At 71.2% G+C, this 22,968-nt stretch carries 18 protein-coding genes and 1 riboswitch; of the genes, 14 read left to right on the plus strand and 4 right to left on the minus strand.

All coding sequences use genetic code 11. From position 1 onward, the window contains the following. Positions 1-2 precede the first annotated feature (2 nt). From qcrC to qcrB, 3 genes are read left to right on the plus strand one after another with little or no spacing between them, the layout of a single operon-like run. The gene (gene qcrC, locus IEY87_RS35965) at positions 3-812 is read left to right on the plus strand and encodes a cytochrome bc1 complex diheme cytochrome c subunit (protein ID WP_189143297.1); all 810 of its coding nucleotides are present in this window, start codon (positions 3-5) and stop codon (positions 810-812) included. Further along, positions 809-1,936: a cytochrome bc1 complex Rieske iron-sulfur subunit gene (qcrA, locus tag IEY87_RS35970; protein ID WP_189143298.1), complete on the plus strand. Its 1,128-nt coding sequence runs from the start codon at positions 809-811 to the stop codon at positions 1,934-1,936. Before qcrC ends, qcrA begins: the two co-directional genes overlap by 4 nt. Continuing rightward, positions 1,933-3,579 (plus strand): cytochrome bc1 complex cytochrome b subunit, encoded by a 1,647-nt coding sequence (gene qcrB, locus IEY87_RS35975; RefSeq protein WP_189143299.1) that lies wholly within the window; start codon positions 1,933-1,935, stop codon positions 3,577-3,579. The genes qcrA and qcrB overlap by 4 nt, the downstream gene beginning before the upstream one ends. Before the next feature lie 216 nt (positions 3,580-3,795). Here the strand turns inward: qcrB and IEY87_RS35980 are convergent, their stop codons facing one another. After that, positions 3,796-4,083, minus strand: coding sequence for an Lrp/AsnC family transcriptional regulator (locus IEY87_RS35980; protein WP_189143300.1), 288 nt, complete (start codon positions 4,081-4,083; stop codon positions 3,796-3,798). An 18-nt stretch (positions 4,084-4,101) separates the two neighbouring features. Continuing rightward, a complete protein-coding gene (locus IEY87_RS35985; protein WP_189143301.1) occupies positions 4,102-5,826 on the minus strand; it encodes a DEDD exonuclease domain-containing protein in 1,725 nt (574 codons plus the stop codon). Between the two features lie 86 nt (positions 5,827-5,912). On the opposite strand from IEY87_RS35985, the gene IEY87_RS35990 reads away from it, so the two are divergent. From IEY87_RS35990 to IEY87_RS36010, 5 genes are all read left to right on the plus strand, one after another. Next, entirely contained in the window at positions 5,913-7,418 is a 1,506-nt protein-coding gene (locus IEY87_RS35990) for a serine/threonine-protein kinase (protein ID WP_189143302.1), read from the plus strand. Further along, entirely contained in the window at positions 7,408-8,850 is a 1,443-nt protein-coding gene (locus IEY87_RS35995; protein WP_189143303.1) for a serine/threonine-protein kinase, read from the plus strand. Before IEY87_RS35990 ends, IEY87_RS35995 begins: the two co-directional genes overlap by 11 nt. A 147-nt stretch (positions 8,851-8,997) precedes the next feature. Then, positions 8,998-10,479 carry a hypothetical protein gene (locus tag IEY87_RS36000; RefSeq protein WP_189143304.1) on the plus strand — a complete coding sequence of 494 codons (1,482 nt, stop codon included), beginning with the start codon at positions 8,998-9,000 and terminating at the stop codon, positions 10,477-10,479. 333 nt (positions 10,480-10,812) lie between these two features. Beyond that, positions 10,813-12,126 (plus strand): sensor histidine kinase, encoded by a 1,314-nt coding sequence (locus IEY87_RS36005; protein WP_189143393.1) that lies wholly within the window; start codon positions 10,813-10,815, stop codon positions 12,124-12,126. Further along, a complete protein-coding gene (locus IEY87_RS36010; RefSeq protein ID WP_189143305.1) occupies positions 12,123-12,779 on the plus strand; it encodes a response regulator transcription factor in 657 nt (218 codons plus the stop codon). The genes IEY87_RS36005 and IEY87_RS36010 overlap by 4 nt, the downstream gene beginning before the upstream one ends. On the opposite strand, the gene IEY87_RS36015 is transcribed toward IEY87_RS36010, so the two are convergent. Beyond that, positions 12,769-13,830 (minus strand): phosphotransferase family protein, encoded by a 1,062-nt coding sequence (locus IEY87_RS36015; RefSeq protein WP_189143306.1) that lies wholly within the window; start codon positions 13,828-13,830, stop codon positions 12,769-12,771. The genes IEY87_RS36010 and IEY87_RS36015 overlap by 11 nt on opposite strands. Positions 13,831-14,033: 203 nt before the next feature. Here IEY87_RS36015 and IEY87_RS36020 point away from each other — a divergent pair, with 203 nt between their 5' ends. The 6 genes from IEY87_RS36020 to IEY87_RS36045 all read left to right on the plus strand — a co-directional run bounded on the left by IEY87_RS36020 (position 14,034) and on the right by IEY87_RS36045 (position 21,030). After that, positions 14,034-15,296 (plus strand): NYN domain-containing protein, encoded by a 1,263-nt coding sequence (locus IEY87_RS36020; RefSeq protein WP_225277968.1) that lies wholly within the window; start codon positions 14,034-14,036, stop codon positions 15,294-15,296. Positions 15,297-15,381: 85 nt separating this feature from the next. After that, the gene (locus tag IEY87_RS36025) at positions 15,382-16,350 is read left to right on the plus strand and encodes a C40 family peptidase (protein ID WP_372462281.1); all 969 of its coding nucleotides are present in this window, start codon (positions 15,382-15,384) and stop codon (positions 16,348-16,350) included. 368 nt (positions 16,351-16,718) lie between these two features. Continuing rightward, positions 16,719-16,878, plus strand: a riboswitch (cyclic di-AMP (ydaO/yuaA leader). 73 nt (positions 16,879-16,951) lie between these two features. Further along, positions 16,952-17,452 carry a C40 family peptidase gene (locus IEY87_RS36030; RefSeq protein ID WP_225277966.1) on the plus strand — a complete coding sequence of 167 codons (501 nt, stop codon included), beginning with the start codon at positions 16,952-16,954 and terminating at the stop codon, positions 17,450-17,452. Positions 17,453-17,619: 167 nt separating this feature from the next. After that, entirely contained in the window at positions 17,620-18,426 is an 807-nt protein-coding gene (locus IEY87_RS36035) for a gluzincin family metallopeptidase (RefSeq protein ID WP_189143309.1), read from the plus strand. A gap of 73 nt (positions 18,427-18,499) precedes the next feature. After that, entirely contained in the window at positions 18,500-19,936 is a 1,437-nt protein-coding gene (locus IEY87_RS36040; protein WP_189143310.1) for a M48 family metallopeptidase, read from the plus strand. Next, entirely contained in the window at positions 19,933-21,030 is a 1,098-nt protein-coding gene (locus IEY87_RS36045) for a glycosyltransferase family 4 protein (RefSeq protein ID WP_189143311.1), read from the plus strand. Before IEY87_RS36040 ends, IEY87_RS36045 begins: the two co-directional genes overlap by 4 nt. Before the next feature lie 59 nt (positions 21,031-21,089). Here the strand turns inward: IEY87_RS36045 and IEY87_RS36050 are convergent, their stop codons facing one another. After that, complete coding sequence (locus IEY87_RS36050; protein ID WP_189143312.1) at positions 21,090-22,868, minus strand: AMP-dependent synthetase/ligase; 1,779 nt, start codon at positions 22,866-22,868, stop codon at positions 21,090-21,092. Between the last annotated feature and the right edge of the window lie 100 nt (positions 22,869-22,968).

Raw genomic sequence — 22,968 nt, forward strand, 5'->3', positions numbered from 1 at the left:
CTGTGACCAGGATCACCGCTTGGCGGCGGCATCCCCTCGCGAGATATGCCGTCCTGATTTTGGCGTTGGCGCTAGTCGGGATGGTATACGCCGCCTTTGTGCAGGTGAGCAAGCCCGCGGACGCGGCGCTCGCGTCCGGCAAGGTGGACGACGTGGCGAAGGGCAAGAGTCTTTTTGACGCGCACTGCTCCAGCTGCCACGGTCTCAACGCCGAGGGCACGTCGACGGGACCCACGCTGATCGGCGTCGGCGCCGCGTCCGTCGACTTCCAGATGAGCACCGGCCGCATGCCGGCCGGTCAGCCGGGCGCTCAGGTGCCCAGCAAGCCGTTGCCCCAGTGGGTCGACGAGGAGGCCATCAAGAACATCGGCGCCTACGTCCAGTCGCTCGGCGGCGGTCCGCAGGTGCCCGGCCACGAACAGGTCGACGCCAAGCTCGGCGATGCCGGCAAGGGCGGCGAGCTGTTCCGCGCCAACTGCATCCAGTGCCACAACTGGGCGGGCGCGGGTGGCGCCCTCACGCAGGGCAAGTACGCCCCCAACCTGAACAACGCCTCTCCCACGCAGATCTACGAGGCGATGGTCACCGGCCCGCAGGCGATGCCGGTGTTCAACGACTCGACGATCACGCCCGAAGAGAAGCGCAACATGATTGCCTACATCACCCAGGTCCGTGAGCAGAAGGATCCCGGAGGTTTCGGTCTCGGGCGCATCGGCCCGGTCACCGAAGGTCTCGTCGCGTGGATCGTGGGCATCTTCGCCCTCGTGCTCGCCGCCATCTGGATCACCGCGAAGAAGCGACAGAAGTCATGACAGACAACGAGCACGAGATCGAGCAGCCGGATGACCGCGTGCCCAGACGCGTCATCGGCACCCCCGGCCCGGGCACCTCGATGCTCGGCGAGGTGGAGACCAAGACGGAGGCGCGTCCGCCGCAGGACGACACCACTCCCGGCGTCATCCTGCAGGACGAGCAGAAGGCCCGGAGCGCCGAGAAGATCGTGGCGCTCTGCTTCACGATCACCTTCCTGGCGGCCGTCGCCTTCATCATCTCCTACGTGGTCTTCCAGGTCGGAAGCCCGGAGGCGACGGGCGTGTCCAACCTGGCGCTCGGCAGCACCCTGACGCTGGCGGTGCTGGGGCTGGCCGTCGGCATCGTCATCTGGGTCCGCCGGATCATGCCGAAGTACGCGCTGGTCCAGGAGCGCCACGAGATGGCCTCCGCCGTGGCCGACCGCGCCGTGGTGGCCGACACGTTCGTGCAGGGCGCCAACGAGAGCGGCTTCGTCAAGCGCAAGCTGCTGCGCCGCACGCTGCTGCTCGCCGCCGCGCCGCTCGGCCTGATCCCGCTGGTGCTGCTGCGCGACCTCGACAACAGCAAGATGACCGGCGCCAACTTCAACAAGTTGCTGCGCCACACGGTCTGGGGCGAGAAGAACAAGGAGGGCAAGCCGCTGCGCCTCGTCGTCGAGGGCACCGGCCAGCCGATCCGCGCGGCCGACTTCAACTCGCCGGGCGGCATCCTGTCGATCGTGCCCGAGGGCTACGAGCACGACCTCAACGTCCTCGCCAAGGCCACGCTGATCCTCATCAAGTTCCGCCCCGAGGAGCTCAAGGCCGGCGTCAACAAGAACTGGACGCACGAGGGCATCGTCGCCTACTCGAAGATCTGCACGCACGTGGGCTGCCCGGCCGCTCTGTACGAGCAGACCACCCACCACATCCTGTGCCCCTGCCACCAGTCGACGTTCGACGCCGCCGACGGCGCCAAGGTCATCTTCGGGCCGGCCGCCCGGCCTCTGCCGCAGCTGCCGATCTCCGTCGACGACCAGGGCTACCTCGTCGCGCAGGGCGACTTCGCGGTGCCGGTCGGTCCCAGCTTCTGGGAGCGCGGCGACGCCGAGGCCGAGGCCAGGGCCAAGGGAGGCCAGGCATGAGTGACCTGAACGAGGTCCCCCCGGGCATCGCGGGACCGGCTAACGCCCTCGACGCCCGCCTCGGCGGGGCCAACTTCTTCAAGCGCAACCTGCGCAAGGTGTTCCCCGACCACTGGTCGTTCCTGCTGGGTGAGATCGCCCTCTACTCGTTCATCATCCTGCTGCTGACCGGCACGTTCCTGACGTTCTGGTTCAAGCCGAGCATGGGCGAGATCGAATACGCCGGCTCGTACGCCCCGCTCCAGGGCGTCATGATGTCCGAGGCCTACGCGTCGTCGCTGGAGATCAGCTTCGACGTCCGTGGTGGACTGCTCATGCGGCAGATGCACCACTGGGCGGCCCTGCTCTTCGTCGCGGGCATGATGGTCCACATGCTGCGGGTGTTCTTCACCGGCGCCTACCGCAAGCCGCGCGAGATCAACTGGATCATCGGCGTGCTGCTGCTGACGCTGGCTCTCGCCGAGGGCCTGACCGGCTACTCACTCCCCGACGACCTGCTCTCCGGCGCCGGTCTGCGGATCACCGAGGGTGTGGCCATCTCGCTGCCGCTGGTCGGCACGTACGTCACGTTCTTCCTGTTCGGCGGCGAATATCCGGGCACTGATGTCGTCTCCCGGTTCTACTCGCTGCACATCCTGCTCATCCCTGGCATCCTGCTGGCCCTCATCAGCGCCCACATGGTGCTCATGTGGGTGCAGAAGCACACCCAGATGCCGGGCAAGGGCCGCAACAACGAGAACGTGGTGGGCGCGCCGTTCTACCCGGCCTTCATGGCCAAGGCGGGCGCCTACTTCCTGTTCACGCTCGGCGTGGTGGCCGGGCTCGCGACGTTCACCCAGATCAACCCGATCTGGCTGTTCGGACCGTACACACCCGCGGACATCTCGGCGGGCTCCCAGCCCGACTGGTACATGGGTTTCCTGGAGGGCGCGCTGCGCATCATGCCCGCCTGGGAGTGGAACCTGTTCGGCACCTCCCACATGGGCACGCTGCCACTGAGCGTGATCATCCCGGCGCTGGCGCCTCTGGGCCTCATCATGACCGGCCTGGCGCTCTATCCGTTCCTCGAACGGTGGATCACCGGCGACCACCGCGAGCACCACATCGCGGAGCGTCCGCGCAACAACCCGCACCGCACCGCGATCGGCATGTCGGCCATCACGTTCTACGGGGTGTTCTGGCTGCTGGGCGCCAACGACGAGCTCTCGGCGTTCTTCCACATCAACCTGAACATGACGACCTACGTCGGCCGGGTGCTGGTGTTCGTCGCTCCGGTGCTGGCCTACGCGATCACGTACCGGATCTGCCTGGGCCTGCAGCGCTCCGACGCCGCGATCCTGCACCACGGTGTGGAGTCCGGCGTGATCAAGCGTCTGCCGCACGGCGAGTTCATCGAGGTGCACACGCCCCCGGCGGAGGACATCGAGGCGCACATCCGAGGCAAGGAGGCGGTGCTCACGCTGCCTGTGGCCGAGGACCCCGCGGGCATCCCGCCCAAGGGCATGCGTGGCCCGCTGGGCAAGCTGCGCGCCAAGATGTCCAAGACGTACGGCGGGGAGAAGATCCCGCTCGACGGCGACCACGCTCACGACGAGGAGCACGCCGCCGTCACGTCCGGCGAGGACAAGTCTCTGACCCACTGAGACGACTGCCACGAAGGAACGGGCCCGGACGACGGAAAGTCGTCCGGGCCCGCTCCTTTTCCGCAGGCTCGACCCGCTCGGAACAGGAACGCCGGAACCCCCGCGCCACGGCACGCGGGGTTGCGGAGGCCGGGCGCACGGAGTCGAGCGAACGCGCCGCGAGCCCAGAGTCGCGAGCCCCGCGTCACGGGACGCGGGGCTCGGGTGGGGCGGGGGTCAGTCGGACTCGGGGAAGCCGATGGAGAAGGTCGCGTCCAGGTCGTGCTTGGAGTAGGTGCGGAAGGCGATGTGCGTCTCGGTGTGCAGCACGCCGGGGACCTTGTTGAGCCGGCCGGGGATGACCTCGGCGATCTGCTCGTAGGCGGCCACTCGCACCATGGCCAGCAGGTCGTATTCGCCGGTGATCGAGTAGACCTCGCTGACGCCGCCGATCTCGGCGATCGTCTCAGCGACCTCCGGGATCCGGTCCACCTCGGCCTTGATGTGAACGATTGCCGTGACCATGGGACCAACTGTATCGAATCACCGCAGAGGACGCCCCTCCCGGCCGCGAGCCTGGTCGAGGCCGCGGTAGGCGAGGTCGATGCGGGCCTTGTGGCGGGCGGCGCCGCGCGCGGGCAGGCTCCACTGGCCGTCGACCTCCACCAGCCGCACGCCGGGGGACTCCAGCCAGCGCAGGATGCACTCGGTCTCCTCGGCGCTGGCCGCGTGCACCGGGCCGGGGCCGGGGATGACAGCCTCGGCGGTGGCGGTGAGCGAGGCGACGAAGGGGGTGGGGTGGGCGCCACGGGGCATGACGCCGGCCGCCGCGAGCCTGCCGTATCTGATCACGTGGATCTCCCAGCCGCCGTCGAAGGCCGGGGCGGCGGCGACGAGCTGCGGGATGGCGGTGATCGCGGTGAGGCGTTGCATGCGGGCGGCGGCGCGGACGAACGCGGCCAGCCGGTCGCGGTCGACGGACGCCTCCTCGTAGCGCTGCTCGACCGCCAGGCGCTCCATGCGGGCCGAGACCGCCTGATAGACGGGGGAGGCATCGAGCAGCATCGCGCGGCGGGCGGCCTCCACATGCACCGCGTAGTCGGCCTGGCTCTGCTTGCCCTCGCACGGGGCGCCGCAGCGGCCCATCTCGTGCAGCACGCAGGCCGTGCGGCGGGTGCGGGCCGTGATGGGCTGGGTGCACTGGCGCAGGGGCAGCGCCTCGTGCAGCGCGTTGCGGGCGTCGTCGGCGAGCCGGGCACTGGAGAACGGGCCGAGGTAGGCGGCGCCGTCGTCCCTGACCTCGCGCACGATCGACAGGCGCGGGAACGGCTCGTCGGTGAGCTTGAGCCAGACGACCTTCTCGGGGAAGCGGGACTTGCGGTTGTAGCGGGGTTTGGCGCCGCCGATCAGGCGCAGCTCCCTGACCTCTGCCTCCAGCGCGGTCGAGCAGACGATGTGGCGGACCCGCTCGGCGATGCCGATCATCTCGCGGATGCGCGGCCTGGTCTCGCCGGCGGTGAAGTAGGAGCGCACGCGGTTGCGCAGGTTGGTGCTCTTGCCGATGTAGAGGACTTCGCCGCGCTCGTCCTCGAAGAGGTAGACGCCGGGGGAGTGCGGCACCGACTCGGCCAGGTGGCGCTTGCTCTGCTGCTCGGGCGTGGGGGCGCGGACGAACGACTTGAGCTCTTCGAGCGTGTGCACCTGGAAGGAGCCCGCCCGCTCGATGAGGCCGTGCAGCACGTGCACGGTGGCTCTGGCGTCCTCCAGCGCGCGGTGGCACGGATCGGTGGGGCTGCGGAAGAACCGGGCGAGGGTGGACAGCTTGGCGTTGGGCGTCTCGTCGCGGGTCAGCACCCGCCGGGCGAGGTCGACGGTGTCGACGACCGGGTTGGCCGGCGGGGGATAGCCGTGCGCGGCGCAGGCGGCCTTGACGAAGCGGGTGTCGAAGCCGGCGTTGTGGGCGACCAGGGTGCTGCCGCGGATGAACTCCAGGAAGCTCGGCAGCACCGACTCGATCCGCGGCGCTGCCACCACCATGGCGTCGGTGATGCCGGTCAGCACGGAGATGAACGGCGGGATCGGCCCGCCGGGATCGACCAGCGTGGAGAACTCCCCTAACACCTCGCCCGCCCGCACCTTGACCGCGCCGATCTCGGTGATCATGTGCTCGGCGGGCGAACCGCCGGTCGTCTCGAGGTCGAACACGACGAAGGTGACGTCACTCAGCGGAGTGCCGAGCTCATCGAGGGTGCCTTGTACCGGTTCCACGATCCAAGACCATAGACACGGCGACCGACAGTTGCGCCGCCGCCGCGAATAACTATTCGGCTTGAACCTTCGTTACCCTTCCCTTTATGTCCGGGGGAAGACTCGCCAACCGCTACTCCCTGATGCAGCCGCTGGGCAGCGGTGGCATGGGGCGGGTCTGGCTGGCCAGGGACGAGATGCTCGACCGCGAGGTGGCGGTCAAGGAGCTCACCCTGCCCGAGGGACTGTCCCCCAAGGAGCGGGCCGAGCTGGTCACCCGGGCCGTGCGCGAGGCCCAGGCGATGGCCCAGCTGCGGCACCCGGGCATCGTGGCGCTGCACGACGTCGTCGTGGAGCACGATCGGCCCTGGATCGTCATGGAGCTGCTGCGCGGCCGCACCCTCGGCGAGGCGGTGCAGGCGCACGGCCCGATGCCGGTGGAATACGTCGCGAGGATCGGCGCCGACATGCTCGACGCGCTGTCCGCCGCGCACGCGCGTGGCCTGCAGCACCGCGACGTGAAGCCGGGCAACGTCTTCCTCACCGACAGCGGCAGAGTGGTGCTCACCGACTTCGGCATCGCCAGGCAGGAGGGCCAGGCGACGCTGACCGAGCAGGGCATGACGATCGGCTCGCCCGGGTTCATCGCGCCCGAGCGGCTGGAGGGCGAGGCCGGCGGGCCGGCCAGCGACGTGTGGTCGCTCGGCGCCACCCTCTATCTCGCGGTGACGGGCACGGCGGCCTACAGCGGCACCGCCGCCGAGCGGATCAGGGCGACGCTGACCCAGCCGCTGCCGGTGGCGCCGGGGCCGCTCGGCCCGCTGCTGGCGGCCATGATGGCGGCGCATCCGGCGGCCAGGCCCGCCGCGCCGGCGATGATCCAGCCGCTGCGGCAGGCCGCCGCCGGTCTGCCCGCCGTCCTGCCGGTGCACCACGTGCCGACGGCGCCGCGCCCGGTCAGGCGGCGTCACGGGCCTCTGCTGTGGCTCGCCGCCGTAGCGGCGGTGCTGGTCGTGGCCGCGGCGGCCACCGCCGTCGTTCTGATCCTGAAAAATCGGGACAACGGGGTGCCTGCGGCGTTCACCGTACCGCTGAACGTGTGCTCCCTCCTCGGCCAGGAGGACGTCGGCCTGCTGCTGCGCACCCAGCAGCCGCCCGCGGGCAAGGCGAGCGCCGACGAGCTCGGCCCCCAGTGCGGCTGGACCACGCCGGGCAGAGGCATGGAGGTGCAGGTGCAGAAGGACTCCGACACCCGCGATCCGTGGGCCATGAGCCCTGAGTCGGCCCGCACCCTGTTCGGCAACCAGCACCGCTACTGGGCCAAGAACGACAGGGCCCAGTGGATCTGGCCGGAGATCGGCGTCACGAAGGCCCAGCCGGTGACGCGCACCCCGGTCCGGGCCATCGGGGGCGTCGGCGAGGAGGCCTTCACCTACGAGCTGAAGGGCCCCACGGGCCGGATGCTCTCCGCCGTCGTCTTCTACCGCCTGGCCAATCTGGTGGTGAGCGTCGAATACACCACGCTCGCCGACCGGCCCAGCGACGACGACATCAAGCAGACGGCCCTGAAGGCGGCTCAGGCGAGCGAGCGGGCGTTACTCCATGCGGGCTGAGGGTTACCTGCTCGCCGGCCGCTACCGCCTCGTGGAGCGCCTCGGACAGGGCGGCGCGGGCACGGTCTGGCGGGCGCACGACGAGACGCTGCACAGGCAGGTCGCGGTCAAGCAGGTCACCGTGCCGCGGGAGCTGACGCCGCGGGAGCGGGCCGAGTTCGCCGACCGGGCCATCCACGAGGCCAGGTCCGCCGGGCGGCTGCGCGACCCGGCCATCGTCCTGGTGCACGACGTCGTGCTGGAGGAGGGCCAGCCGTGGATCATCCTGGACCTGATCGCGGGCCGCTCCCTGGACAAGGTGATCAAGGAGCACGGCCCGATGCCGCCGGACCTGGTGGCCCGCGTCGGCCTGCGCGTGCTGTCGGCGCTGTCGGTCGCGCACTCCCACGGCATCGTGCACCAGGACGTCAAACCGGCCAACATCCTGCTCGACGCCGACGGCTCGGCGATGCTCACCGACTTCGGCATCGCGGTCCCGATCGGCGGCCGGGCCGACAAGTACGGCAGCGCCGGCTCGCCCGGCTACATGGCGCCGGAACGGCTCAACGAGCACCCCTCCGGCCCGGCCTCCGACCTGTGGTCGCTCGGCGCCAGCCTCTACACGGCGGTGGAGGGGCGAGCGCCGTTCGAGCGGGCGGGGCCCGCCGCCGTGGCCGCCGCGGTGCTGCTGCACGAGCCGCCGCCGCCGGTCAGAGCAGGCCGGCGGCTCGGCGGGCTGCTGACGGCGATGCTGGCCAAGGATCCGGCCGCCCGCCCCACGGCCGCCCAGGTGCGCGAGGAGTTGCACGCCGTGCTCGCCTCTCCCGCGCCCGGCGCCTCCTCGCGCCGCCGCTGGTGGCTCGTTCCGGCGGTGCTCGCCGCCGTCGCCTTGCTGGGCACGGGCGGCTGGTACGGCCTGACGGTGCTCGGCCAGGAGGATCCCGGCAGGTTCGCGGCCGCGCCGGCCCCGTGCGAGCTGCTGACCGACGCCCAGGCCGCCCAGCTGCTCAAGGGGACCGCGAGGCGGGCGGCGACCCGGGAGGGCGAGTGCCGGTGGCAGGTGCACCAGGGCTCCAGGAGCGTCCGCTCGATCACCGTACGGACCTGGGCGGAGCAGCCGACCGGTGACTTCGGCGGTCCCGAGGTGGCCGCGCTGCGCTTCGCCAACGAGCGCACGGTCCGCGGCGGCACCGAGGGCGTGGCGTTCCGCAAGTCCGTCGGCCCCGTCAGCGACGTGCGCGACGTGGGGGAGGCGGCGATCGTGCAGAGCACCTTCGAGCGCTCCATGGGCGCCCCCGACGAGGGCCGTGCCGACAGCACGGTGCTGCTGCGCACCAGCAACCTGCTCGCCGAGGTCGTCTGGCACGAGGAGGACGCCAAGCGGTCCTCGAAGGTCGACCAGAAGCCGGTGCTCGCCACCGCCCGCATGGTCTCGACCGCGTTGCGGGGATGAGTCACCGCAAGCGTCTCGCAAGCCGGATGACTAGCATGTTTCACCGCAAGTCATGGCAATCCCCTGGAGTCCCTGGTGAATCCCGGTAGCGAGTACCAACCCCCGCACCGTCAGGTGCCGAGTGGCGGGCCGTTCGAGCCACCGACCATGCCTCCCCGGTTTCCCGGACCGCCCCCGCCGCCGCCCTGGCAGCCGCCCCCCGGCCGGCCGCCGGCCCGGCGCCCGTGGATCCTGCCGGTGGTCGCCGTCTGCGTCGTGGTGCTCATCGCCGGCAGCGCCGGCGCCTACCTGCTGTACGGCCAGGTGCAGCGCACGTTCGGCACCCCGCTCGGCGGGGGGACGCAGGCGCCGCCGTCGCCGTCGAAGTCCGTGAAGGCGGCCGCGGTGACCGGCCCGGACGTGTGCACCATGCTGCCGAAGCTGGAGGCCGAGCGGCTGGTGCCCGAGGCGACGGTGGCCAAGGACTCCAGAGACGCCGAGTACACGGTCAACTTCTCCTGCAACTGGACGAACCGCCGCATCTCCTTCGGCGAGTTCTGGCGCAGCCGCGAGATCGACGTGAAGGTGGCCCAGCATCGGGGCAACGGCGCGAAGACCGGCCGGGCCATGGCCCAGAACTCCTATGACATCGACTACGGCGGCGCCAAGTTCGGCGAGACCGCCAAGCCCACGGCGAAGAAGGGCGAGAAGGACTACGTCTCCGCGGTGAAGGAGGTGCCCGGCGTCGGCGACGCGGCCTACGCCCAGTACACCTGGCGCCGCTCCGGCACCACGCTGTGGTACTCCTTCGGCACCGCTCGGGCCCGCGTCCAGGACCTGACCATCGAGGTCAGGTACCAAGCGAGCCAGCAGCGCAAGGACGCCCAGATCCTCAGCAACGAGACCATCCAGTCGGTCACCGAGGCCAACGCGATCCGCGAGGCCACCAAGGTGATCACGCACATCGCCAAGGGCGTGGCCGCTTGGAAGGCCGAGCACCCGGACGTGCTCGCGCAGCCGCACAAGGCGGCCACCGCCACGCCGAGCGCGGCCCCCACGCCCTCGCCGACAGAGCTGGCCGCCGTCCCGCCCGCCTGTCAGGCCGTCGCCGGGGTGGCCACCGGGCTCGTGCCCGGCCCGACCACCAGGACACGCCGGATGGAGGCGGGCAACGACACGCAGACCGAGTGCCGCTGGCTCAACCGGGAGATCCCCGTGGGCCAGGCGACCAGGATCCGCAGCGTGCTGATCACCGTGCACTCCTTCGCCAACCGGGCCGGCGTCGCCGACGCGACCGCCGCCAAGTCGTTCTACTCGAGCCGGCGCGGCAGCGACCGGAACATCGCCCGGTCGTCGCTCGGCGGCTTGGAAATCGGCAAGGTGATCGACCTCGAAGGTCTGGGTCAGCAGGCTTACGGCAAGTACGTCAAGACCAGGCGGGGCGAGGTGTCGGCGGGCAGCGGCTCGGTGATCGTGCTGCAGGGCGCCGTGGTGGTGGAGGCCGACTACGCCGGCGCCGAGCGGCCCAAGGACGAGCCGGCCAACTCGCCCAACGCGGTGCTGCTGGCCGAGAAGCAGGCTCGCGCGGGTGCGCTGACCGTGGCGCGAGCGTTCCTGCCGGCGCTGGCCGACAAGCCGATCGGAAGCTGACGTGGCGAGCTTGACTCCCTGCTGTTAAAGAACGTGCAACCACCCTGCAAGTCGGACAAATACGGTTATTTAAGGGAAGCGGTACGTGAGCCGCGTGGTCTGGTTCGCCCAGTACAGGGGCCTGGGCGCACCGAGGGGGATACGCGCGGCTCACTGCCGCGCCCGGCCGATCAGCCCGCCCGGCCGATCAGCCCGGCTGGCTGATCATCTCGGCCGGCTGTTCGGCCCGCCCGGCTGATCGGCTCGCCGGTCGCGTCGGGTCGAGGTCCGGGACGGTATCGACTTTGGTCGCTGTCGCCGTGCCCCTCGTACGGCATAGCCTCGGTGAACGTGATGGAGTCGCACGAATACCGGTGGGCGCTGCCGTCCATGCTGCTGGGCGACGGCGGGGACGGGCGGCCGGTGCGGCGCTCGACCCGTGACTGGGTCGTCGACGTCGTGATGTTCCTGCTGGCCTGCGGGCTCGCGCTGGTGACCGTCCCGGAGCTGAAGGGCCAGCCGGAGCCGGTGATCGCGCTGGAGCAGGTGGCCGGCGTCCTGGCGTGCCTGTCGGTGTGGCTGCGCCGCCGGTGGCCCGTCGGGCTGGCCCTGGTGACCACCATCCTGTCGTCCTATCTGGAGCTGACCGGCGGGGCCGCCGTCGTCGGGCTGTTCACGGTGGCGGTGCACCGGCCGTTCAAAGTCTCCGGCCCCATCGCCCTGCTCGGCCTGGTCACCCTGCTGCCGTACGTCTTCTTCAGGCCGGACCCCGAGCTCGGCCCGTTCGGCACGCTCGTCTTCAGCCTGGCCATCATGCTGACGACCTTCGCCTGGGGGGTGGTGGTGCGGGCCAGGCGGCAGCTCGTCTGGACGCTCAGGCAGCGGGCCGGGATCGCCGCCGAGCAGGCGAAGCGGCTGGAGCGCGAGCGGATCGCCAGGGAGATGCACGACGTGCTGGCGCACCGCCTGTCCATGTTGAGCCTGCACGCGGGCGCGCTGGAGTTCAGGCCCGACGCGCCGGCCGAGGAGATCGCCAGGGCCGCCGGGGCGATCAGGAGCAGCGCCCACCTCGCGCTGCAGGACCTGCGCGAGGTGATCGGCGTGCTGCGCCACCCCGACTCGCCCGGCGACGAGCCGGTGCCCGACCGGCCGCAGCCCACCCTGGCCGACCTGCCCGCGCTGGTGGCGGAGTGCGAGCAGGCTGGCATGGACGTCCGGCTCGACCTGGCGGTCCGGGACACGCCGGAGAGTCTGGGCCGCACCCTCTACCGCATCGTGCAGGAGGCGCTGACCAACGCGCGCAAGCACGCGGGCGGCGCCCCCGCCACCGTGGCGGTGGCCGGGGCACCGGGAGAAGGGCTGTCGGCCGAGGTCCGCAACACCCTGTGGCCGCGATCCGGCCCGCGCGTCCCCGGGTCCGGGTCCGGACCGCACATCCCCAGGTCCGGACCGCACATCCCCAGGTCCGGTCCGCGAACCCCCGGGTCCGGTCCGCGTATCCCGGGGTCCGGCTCGCGCATCCCCGGGGCCGGGGCCGGGCTCATCGGGCTGACCGAGCGGGCCGAGTTGGCGGGCGGGCGGCTGGAGCACGGTGCCACCCCCGACGGCGATTTTCTCGTACGGGCCTGGCTGCCCTGGCCGGCCGACCACCCCCGGGAGGATGCATGACCGCGCCGATCCGCGTCCTGATCGTCGACGACGACGCGCTCGTCAGGGCGGGGCTGTCCATGATCCTGGGCGGGCAGGACGACATCGCGATCGTGGGGGAGGCGGATGACGGGTCACGGGTGCCGCCGATGGTCGCCGAGCACCGGCCCGACGTGGTGCTGATGGACATCCGCATGCCGGACGTCGACGGGCTCGCCGCGACCGAGGCGCTGCGCGGCACCAAGGCGCCGCCCGAGGTGCTGGTGCTGACCACCTTCCACGCCGACGCGCAGGTGCTGCGCGCGCTGCGCGCGGGCGCGGCCGGGTTCCTGCTCAAGGACATCCCGCCGGCCGACCTGGTGACCGCGATCAGGAAGGTGGCGGCGGGCGAGCCGATCCTGTCGCCGGTGGTGACCCGCCAGCTCATCTCGCACGTGTCCACCGACGGCGCCGGACACCGCACCGAGCGTGCCCGCGCCCTGCTCGACCGGCTCAGCGAGCGTGAGCGCGAGGTGGCGGGGGCGGTCGGCCTGGGCAGGTCCAACGCCGAGATCGGGCGTGAGCTGTTCATGAGCGTGCCCACGGTCAAGGCGCACGTCTCGCGCATCCTCACCAAGCTGGGGCTGAACAACCGGGTGCAGATCGCGCTGCTGGTCTACGACGCTAGCCCGTGAGCAGCCGTTCGAGGGTGGCCCGGTGGACGACGAGGTCGTCGGGGTCGTCCGGCATGGCCAGCTCGCCGAAGTGGATCCTGCGCAGCCACACCCTGGCCATGACGATCCCGTGCCGCAGGGCCGCGTACATCTCGTGGAAGCGCAGGTCGCGCGGCTCGTGGCCGGTCAGCTCGCGGTAGGTGCGGCAGACGTCCTCGGGGCGCATGAAGTCCGGCAGGCCGGGCAGGCCCATGTCCACGGTCAGATCCTGGAAGAACCGGTGCAAGAAGATCATCCAGGCCAGGTCGAGCTCCCGTGGCCCGATCGCCGCCATCTCCCAGTCGAACACGGCCACCGGCGTGAAGTCGCGGTACATCACGTTCCCGATGCGCGCGTCGCCCCAGCACAGCACGTCGGCGCCGGGGTCGTCGGGCCAGTGTGCCTCCAGCCAGTCGAAGGCCCGCTCCAGCAGTGGGACGGGCCGCTCGCCGTGCGCCCACCGATAGTAGGCGCGCTGGGCCCGCAGGTGCTCGCGCAGGCCGCCCGCGCCGAGTCCGGGCACCTCCTGGTGGGTGAACCGGGCGTCGTGCAGCGCGGCCAGGATGCCCACGGTGGCGTCCTGCAGCCTGCGCCGGTCGGCGGGCGCCGCCTCGCACAGCCAGCCGCCGAAGGTGTAGGGCATGACATCCGGGGGCACCTCGCCGTCCTCGCGGGCCATCACGAAGAACGGCGTGCCGAGCGGGCCGGGGTCGGCCTCGAACCAGAGCGGCCTGGGGGCTGGGATCCCAGCTTTTCGCCTGGCCAGCCGCATCAGGTCGTACTGCGTGCGGAGGTCGTACACGGGGAAGATCGGAACGGCCTCCGGCGCAGGTGCGAGCCTCGCCACGCACCGCTCGCGGGTCCCCTCCCAGGAGGCGGTGAAGAACACGGTCTCGCTCGACATGCCGTTGGCCGAGGGGCGGGACACCTCGCTGACGGCCACCGGGGTCCCGAGGCGTCCGCTCAGCCAGGTGGCCAGCCGGTCGCGGAGTTCGGGCAGGTGACGGGTGGAGGTTCGGACGGGCTCGGACATGGCGCACCTCCTGGGCGAGCAGGGGTCCTCGCACAGTCGTACAACGCCAACCAAGCGCTTGTCCAGCTATGGGTGGCCGTTACGGACAGGTAGCCGACAGCCGTACCCTTGTCTGAAAGAGCATGTCATGAAGGGACAGTGGGATGAGTTCAGCGGGTGAAGGCCTGTCTCGCCCGCTTCCCGAGCAGGTTCGGCTGAATGTCGTGGACCTGGCGGCTCAGGTTCTCGGCTCGATGCCCGGTGCCGCCATCCCGCCGCCGCTGCGCGGCATCGCCAAGTTCGACCCGCGTAAGCGCGCCAGGCTGGGCAGCGCGCCCATCGCCGCCCAGCTGGAGAACGACAAGGAGTTCCGCGAGGCGGTCGCCGAGTCGGTGGCGGCCGGTTGGCCGGAGCTCATCACCTCACTGGCCGAGGGCAACGTGCCGCCCGCGGCCGATCCCGTGCTCGTCGCTGCGGCGGCCTACCTCACCAGGCCGCCCGGCTGGGCGGAGATGGTGGAGTCGGCCAGGGCGGATCTGGAGCGGTCGGTGGCCGCGGCCGAGGGCTCCGAGCGCGAGGAGGTCGTCTCCCGGCTGCGCGAGCAGCTCGCCGCCCTGAAGACCACCGCCAAGGAGGAGGCCGAGCGGCTGCGGGAGCAGCTCAAGGCCGCCCGGGCGGAGAACTCCGACCTGCGCCGCAAGCTGCACGAGGCGCGCGAGCGCACCAAGGCCGCGGTGCGCCGCGCCGAGGAGATGACGCACGCCGCCGAGGACGCCAAGGTCGCCGCCTCGGCCGCGGGCACCGCGGGCGAGTCCGAGCTGCGGCGGCTGCGCGAGCGCCTGGCCGACGTCGAGAAGCAGCTCGAAGCCTCGCGCAGGGCCGCCCGCGAGGGCCGGAGCATCGAGGACGCCCGCGTCAGAGTGCTGCTCGACGCGCTGCAGGACGCCTCGGCGGGACTGCGCAGAGAGCTGGCCCTGCCCACGACGATCAGCAAGCCCGCCGACTCGGTCGCCGCGGCCACCGGCGAGCGCCCGGGGGTGCGCGGGGTTCCCGCCCGCGCCCTGGCCGACGACGACCCTCAGCTGCTCGACCAGCTCCTCGCGCTGCCGCAGGTGCATCTGATCATCGACGGCTACAACGTGACCAAGTCCGGCTACGGCACCCTCACCCTCGCCGACCAGCGCAACCGGCTGATGACCGGCCTCGGCGGGCTTGTCGCCCAGACCCGGGTCGAGGTGACCGCCGTGTTCGACGGCGCCGAGCTCAACTCGCCCGTCCAGGTGGTCGCGCCGCGCGGTGTGCGGGTGCTGTTCAGCGCGCCGGGCGAGATCGCCGACGACCTGATCCGCCAGCTCGTACGTGCCGAGCCACCGGGCCGGGCGATCGCCGTGGTCTCCTCCGACCGCGAGGTGGCCGAGTCGGTGCGGCGGATGGGAGCCAGGCCCGTTCCGTCCGGTCTGCTGCTGCGCCGGCTGGGTCGCGCCTAATTTATTACAATATGACGTTTAGGTGAGACTTGCCCTGTCATTTCTGTATATTTCGCCCCAGGTATATCCCCTGGGAGGCGACGCTGTGAGGTTGGGCCGGATACCCCTGGCCACGGGTCTTGCGATCGGGCTGCTGCTGATCCCGATGGGAGGCGCACTGGCCGATCCCAAGCCCACGGTCAGCCAGGCCAAGGCGAAGCTGAAGAAGCTGAACGACAAGGCCGACAAGGTCGTCGACCGTTACAACACGGCGACCGAGAAGTACAAGACGGCCAAGGGCCGCTACGCCAAGCTCAACGAGAGCTACCGGCGCAAGCTGGCCACCGTCGCCGATCTGCGCGAGCAGGTCGTCTCGATGGCCGTCGACAGCTACAAGATGGGCGGCGACTTCGCCGCGCTGCCCACGATGATCACCATCGACGAGCCCGGTGACATGCTGTACAGCATGTCGCTGACCAGGCAACTCTCCCAAGAGCGAGCCGACAGGCTCGCCGCCTTCGACAGGGAGAACCGCGGCCTGAAGACCGAGCGGGACGGTGCCCAGGACGCCCTCGGCGACGCCGACAAGGAGCGCGACGCGGTCAACAAGGACCGCAAGGAGATCCTCGGGCTCATCGCCGAGCAGAAGAAGCTCCTCGACAGGCTCGGCGCCTACCGCGCCGGCAACCCGAACAGCACCGGCCTCAAGTACACCGGTCCCGCCTCGGGTAACGCCGCGTCGGCGCTGTCCTTCGCCTACGCCCAGATCGGCAAGCCGTACGTCTTCGGCGGCACGGGACCGGGTGGGTACGACTGCTCCGGCCTCACGCAGGCCGCCTGGCGCGCGGCCGGTGTCGAGCTGCCCCGTACCACCTGGCAGCAGTGGGCGTCCGGCCGTCCGGTGGACATGAATGCCCTGGAGCCCGGTGACCTCCTGTTCGCCCAGGGATTGGGTCATGTGGGTATCTACGCGGGCAACGGCCAGATGGTTCACGCCCCGCAGACCGGTGATGTGGTCAAGGTGGTCCCCCTTTCCGCGTACGGCCGCAGTTTCGCGGGCGCCCGCCGCCCGTAGATCGCACCCTTCGAACCGGGTCCTGGGACGTTTCCGGGGCCCGGTTTTCGTGTTGTCCGGGTGTCGCTGGATGTGACGCCTGTGACTGGAGGTACGGATGGGTCCTGACAAATCACGGTTTCGTCAACTGTGACAATGGTCACTTTTCAATAACGAACCCCCGTATTCCAGCAGGGCCGAAGGACTTGACTCAGTCTTTAGCTGATCTTGACTCCCTTGCTCAGGCTTTGCCAGACCTGGACCTCCGGGCGTAGCTTCTGGCCTCGCGGCGCCAAGCCATGACGCCGCGAACCGCCATCGGGACCTCTCCGATGTGGACCGATAAACATTCCAGCCGGTCATCGCCGCATCCCTTGAATCGCATCGAAGGCGGTGACCTGCCGAGTCCGTGCAGCCAGGAGGCACGGAGCCGGGGACCCAGCGATCCGCGTTTTCCGGATCAGGGGTGAATCGGCGCGACCCGCGCCGTAGGGCGACTTCCAGGCCCGAATCCGTCAGCTAACCCGGTAGGCGTTCGTGGAAGCTCCAAGGAGAAATCCTGTCTACCTCTTCGCACAACCCCCGCCTGTCCCGTATCGCCCTTGGTGGCGTGGTGCTGACCATGACCGTGACAGCCGGAGGTGTGGTCCTCCCTGCCACGACGGCGCAGGCGGCGACGACGAGCGAACTCGCCGGCCTCTCCGTGACGAAGGCGGCCAGGTCCGCCAAGTCCGCGAAGCAGGCGAAAGCCGCTCAGCAACAGGTGATGGCCGGTAAGGCGGTCGCGGTGGCCAAGAAACAGATCGGTGACCCGTACCGTTACGGCGGCACCGGGCCTGGTTCGTTCGACTGCTCGGGTCTCGTCCAGTTCGCCTGGAAGAAGGCCGGAGTGAAGATCCCGCGCGTCACGTACAGCCAGTTCGCGCGCATCAGGAAGAAGGTCTCCTTCAAGAATCTGCGGAAGGGGGACCTGATGTTCTTCAGCGGGCTCGGCCACGTCGGCATGTACGTCGGCGACGGCAAGATGATCCATTCGCCGCGGACAGGCGAACGGGTGCGCATCGAGAAGCTCTCCAGATGGCGCAAGTCGTCATTCGTGGGTGCCGTACGTCCCGGGTTGTGACCCCGGTCCGAAGGCCCCGTCCCTGCCTGGGACGGGGCCTTCGGCCGTCTCGAGGGCTGTCTGAGGGCTGTCTCGAGGGCCGTCTCGAGGGCCGTCTGAGGGCTGTCTCGGGGTCGGCTCGCGGCCGCTGACCCGCCCGCCGGCTGGGGCGGCTAGCATCGGGCAGCGTGTCCGTGCGCGTGAACCGTCGAGCGGTGCTGGCGGCCCTGCTGCTCGCCGGGACCGCCACGGCCGCCGCTCCGGTCCTGCCGGACGTCGCCGGGCTCCACGCCCTGTGGGGCGACGAGGCGATGGTCGTACGAGGGGAGAGCTCTTTCGTCGTCGGGCACCACGCGCCCGCCGAGCTTCTCGGCGACCTGGCGCGCCGGGCCGACGTGGCAGGCCGGCGGGTGGCGGCCGTGCTGGGCGGCCGGGTGCGGCCGGTGGTCCTGGTGCCCGCCTCCACCCCCGAGGCGGCCGGGCTCGCCGGGGTGGCGTCGGTCGACGGGCTGGCCGCCGTGGCGGACGGCGGCCGGGTGATCGTGGTGCCCGAGTTCTTCGCCCGGCTCACGCCGACCGGCAGGGACGTGGTGCTGACGCACGAGCTGACCCACGTCGCGGCGGGCACCGGCGGGCTGCCGATCTGGCTGCATGAGGGCTTCGCCGACTACGTGGCCTACCGGGACGCCGGGCTGCCCCTGCGGGTGGCCGCCGCCGAACTCGCCGCCGAGGTGCGCGCGGGACGCGTGCCACGCCGCCTGCCGGGTCCGGCGGACTTCGCCCTCCAGGGGGACGGCGCAAGGCTCGCGCGGGCGTACCAGGAGGCGTGGCTGGCGTGTCGCTTCCTCGCCGGGCACCGGGGTGAGAGGACCCTGGTGAGGCTCTACCGTGAAGCCCAGGAGGGCGGCGCCGACCGGGCGCTCGCCGCGCTGGGGCTCTCGACCGGCACGCTGACGGAGCGGTGGCGCGCGTACATGCTGGACCAGTTGGCGTGAGGAGTTGATGTTCGTCTGCTTTCCTCTTGATGCGGGGCGGAGGTCCAGAGAGAAACTCGATGAACGGACGCGCATGGACGACCAGAACAGCAACGACACGGCGGACGATGACGCCGGCGTCACCAAGGCGGGTGAGGTGGCCGTAGAGGCCGGCGAGAGCACCGAACCCGCCGACCGAGCCGTACCACCCGGCACGGGCTCTGGACGGGCCCCAGGGGGGCAGGGGAGAGGCGTGACGGGAGCGGGGGACGAGCGGCGGGCCGCGTCGCTGCGGCGGCAGGCCGGGGCGGCGCTCGCGGTGCTGGGCGCCGTGCTGGTGGGCGTGGTGGCGTTCACCACGCCGTGGCGGGCGCTGCCCGCGGCCGCCCCCGCCGTCACACCCGATCCGGCCAGGGACTTCACCGCGGCCCAGGTGGCCAGGTCGCAGGCGTTCGACGCGGCCACCAGCCTGCCCAGCTACCTGTCGCTCGGGATCGGCCTGGTGTTCGCGGGGCTGCTCGTCGCCACCCCGCTCGGCGCGAAGCTGCTGGGGTGGGTGCGCGGCCCGTGGTGGGTGCGGGTCCTGCTGGGCGTGTTCGCCATCACCGCGATCGAGGAGGCGCTGCGCTGGCCGCTCGGCATCTGGTTCGAGACGGTGCTGCGCGACTACGGGCTGTCCACCCAGGACTGGGTGGGGTGGACCGGAGACCGGCTCAAGGGCATCGGCATCAACGCGGCCCTGCTGGCCGTCATGGTCCTGGCGATCGTGGCCCTGGCGCGCAGGATCAGGCGCTGGTGGATTCCCGCCGCGGTGGGCGCGTTCGCGCTGACCGTGGGCGCCTCCTTCGTCTACCCCGTGGTGTTCGAGCCGGTGTTCAACGACTTCCACGCCATGCCCGCGGGACCGCTGCGCACCAACCTGATGGCGATGGCCGACCGCGACGGCGTCCCGGTGGAGGACGTTCTGGTGGCCGACGCCTCCCGCCGTACGACCGCGCTCAACGCCTACGTCTCCGGCTTCGGCGCCACCCGCCGGATCGTGGTCTACGACACCCTGCTGAAGGCGCCGCAGCCCGAGGTGGAGCTGGTCGTGGCGCACGAGCTGGGCCACGCGAAGAACCGCGACGTGCTCTACGGCACGCTCGTCGGCGCCATGGCGGCCGCGCTCGGCGCGATTCTGCTGTTTCTCGGCTTCCCGCTCCTGCGCAGGCGTACGGGCATCGCCTCGATCACCGATCCCCGCGCGGTCGGCGTGCTCATCGGGTTGATGACCCTGGCCACGTTCCTGTCCGGACCCCTGCAGAACGTGCTCAGCCGCGCCATCGAGGCCAGGGCCGACGTCCATGCCCTGGACCTGACGAGAGACCCGGTCACGTTCGTCGCGATGCAGAAACGCCTGGCAAGCACCAATATTTCCGACTTGTCACCGGATGCGGTGGAATATGTGCTCTATGCGTCTCATCCAACGACTCCTCAGCGAATCGCCCTGGCGCGTTCCTGGGCAGCGCTGAACGGCGTCCCCGGCCCGTGACCAAGGTGGTCTTCGTCACGAACGACTTCCCGCCCCGGCCCGGCGGCATCCAGTCGTTCGTGCACGGCCTCGCCCTGCGCACGCCGGACGTGGCCGTCTACGCCCCGGCCTGGCCCGGGTGCGCCGAGTTCGACCGGCGGCAGCCGTACCGGATCGTGCGTCACCCGGGCCGGCTCATGCTGCCCACGCCCGCCGTCGCCCGCCGGGCCGCCCGGCTGGTCGCCGAGCACGGCGCCGGCACGGTCGTGCTCGGGGCGGCGGCGCCGCTCGGCCTGCTCGCCCCGCGCCTGCGCGCGGCGGGCGCGCGGCGGGTGGTGATGCTCACCCACGGCCACGAGGCGTCGTGGGCGAGCGCGCCGGTCTTCCGCTCGGTGCTGCGCAGGATCGGCGAGCACGCCGACGTGGTCACCTACCTGGGCGAGTACACCCGCGCCCGGCTGGCCGCCGTGGTCCCGGAGGACAAGCTGGTACGGCTCGCGCCAGGTGTGGACACCGACCTGTTCCGCCCTCCGGCGGCCAGGACGGTGCCGCGCGAGCTGGCGGGGCTCGGCGGACGGCCGGTGGTGGCGTGCGTGTCCAGGCTGGTGCCGCGCAAAGGGCAGGACCAGCTCATCAGGGCCTGGCCCGAGGTGCTGCGGGCGGTGCCCGACGCGGTGCTGCTGCTGGTGGGCGGCGGGCCGTACCGGCGCGAGCTGGTCAAGCTCGCCGCGGGCCGCCCGTCGATCGTGTTCACCGGCACCGTCCCCGCCGCCGACCTGCCCGGCTACTACGCCGCCGCCGACGTCTTCGCCATGCCGTGCCGGACCCGATGGGGCGGCGTGGACGTGGAAGGGCTCGGCATCGTCTTCCTGGAGGCGTCCGCGACCGGGCTGCCGGTCGTGGCGGGCGACTCCGGCGGCGCGCCCGAGGCGGTACGGCACCGCGAGACCGGCCTCGTCGTCGACGGCGACAGCGTCGAGGAGATCGCCGCGGCGCTGATCGAGCTGCTGGCCAACCCCGACCAGGCGCGCAAGCTCGGCGCGGCCGGCCGCGACTGGATCGCCGCACAGTGGTCCTGGGACCAGGCGGCCGCCCGCTTCCGAGCCCTGCTCTAGCGCCGGTCGCCGGTGTGGAGCGCGTTTTCTGGCGCTGGCCGCCGGTGTAGGGCGCCTGTCTAGTGCTGGTCTCCCGTGTAGAGCGCCTCGATGTCGGCGGCGAAGTCCTTGGCGATGAGGTTGCGCTTGACCTTGAGCGTCGGCGTCAGGTGGCCGCTCTCCTCGGTGATGTCGGCGGCGAGCACCGTGAACTTCTTGATCTGCTCGGGCTTGGACACCATGCTGTTGGCCCGGTCGACCGCCCCCTGCACCTGCGCCCGGATCCGCGCGTCGGCGCTCAGCTCGGCCGGCGCGGCGGCGGACAGCCCGTTGGCCGGCGCCCACTGCTCCAGCGCCTCGGGGTCCAGCGTGATCAGGGCCGCCACGAACGGCCGCCCGTCACCCACGACCATGGCCTGGGAGATCAGCGGATGCGCCCGCAGGGCGTCCTCCAGCGGGGCGGGCGCGACGTTCTTGCCCGCGGCCGTCACCAGGATCTCCTTCTTACGGCCGGTGATGCGCAGGTAGCCGTCGGCGTCGAGCTCGCCCACGTCGCCCGTGTGGAACCAGCCGTCGGCGTCGATCACCTCGGCCGTGGCCACGTCGTTGCGCCAGTAGCCGCCGAACACGTTGCGCCCCTTGGCCAGCACCTCGCCGTCGTCGGCGATGCGCAGGGTGACGCCCGGCAGGGGCTTGCCCACGGTGCCGATCTTGTTGCCGCCCGGCATGTTGACCGAGCAGGGGGCGGAGGTCTCGGTCAGGCCGTAGCCCTCGAAGACCTCGATGCCGACGCCCTTGAAGAAGTGGCCCAGCCGCTCGCCCAGCGCGGATCCGCCGGACACCGCCGCCGACAGCCTGCCGCCCGTCGCCGCGCGGAGTTTGCCGTACACGAGCCTGTCGAACAGGGCGTGCCGCAGCCGGAGTCCGACGCCCGCCCCACCGGCGCTCTCGGCCTTGCTCCAGGCGACGGCCGCCTCCACGGCGGCGGCGAAGATCTTGCCCTTGCCGCCCGCGACGGCCTTCTGCTCGGCGCCGTTGTAGACCTTCTCGAAGACGCGGGGCACGCCCAGCAGGAACGTGGGCTTGAAGCTCTGCAGGTCGGGGGCGACGTTCTTCATGTTCGGGGTGTGCGCGATGACCGCGCCCGCCTCGATGAGCACCACCTGGATCATGCGCGCGAAGATGTGCGCCAGCGGCAGGAACAGCAGCCCGGACGGCTCCTTGCCGAAGAACAACGGCTCCAGCGGCCCCGACGCCACGTTGCGCGCCGTGAACAGCAGGTTGTCGTGGCTGATCAGGCAGCCCTTGGGCCTGCCGGTGGTGCCGGAGGTGTAGACGACCGTCGCCAGGTCGGCGGCGCTCACCCGGGCCCTGCGCTCGAGCACCTCGGCGTCCTCGGCGCCGGAGCCGTCGAGGACGGCGTCGACCCGCCAGACGTTCTTCAGGGCGGGCGCCGCCTCGCGCACCGCCTCCTCGTGCGCGTCCAGCTCGACGAAGGCGGCCTTGGCCTCGCTGTCGGACAGGATCCACCTGACCTGCTCGACCGAGGACGTCTCGTAGATCGGCACGGTCACCGCGCCGATCGTCCAGATCGCGTAGTCGATGAGGGTCCACTCGTAGCGGGTGCGCGACACCAGCGCCACCCGGTCACCGTGCTCGATCCCGGCCGAGACCAGCCCCCGGGCGAGCGCGACCACCTGGTCACGGAACTCGCCCGCGGTGACGACGGGCCAGCCGTCACCGACCTTGCGGCGCATGATGACCCGGCCGGGTTCCTGCTCACCCCGTTCGAAGACGGTGTCGGTCAGACAGGCTGAGGCGGGAACATCCACCAGCACGGGAACGGTGTACTCGCGCACGTATCCACACTCCTCCGGGTGCACGCCACGGATGACAGCCTGGACGTTACCGCGATAAGTTACGCGCGGGTAGCCCCTGTCATCCAGGCGTTATGTAGGA

It is taken from the genome of Nonomuraea glycinis, from assembly GCF_014646515.1.
GTDB classification, from domain to species: domain Bacteria; phylum Actinomycetota; class Actinomycetes; order Streptosporangiales; family Streptosporangiaceae; genus Nonomuraea; species Nonomuraea glycinis.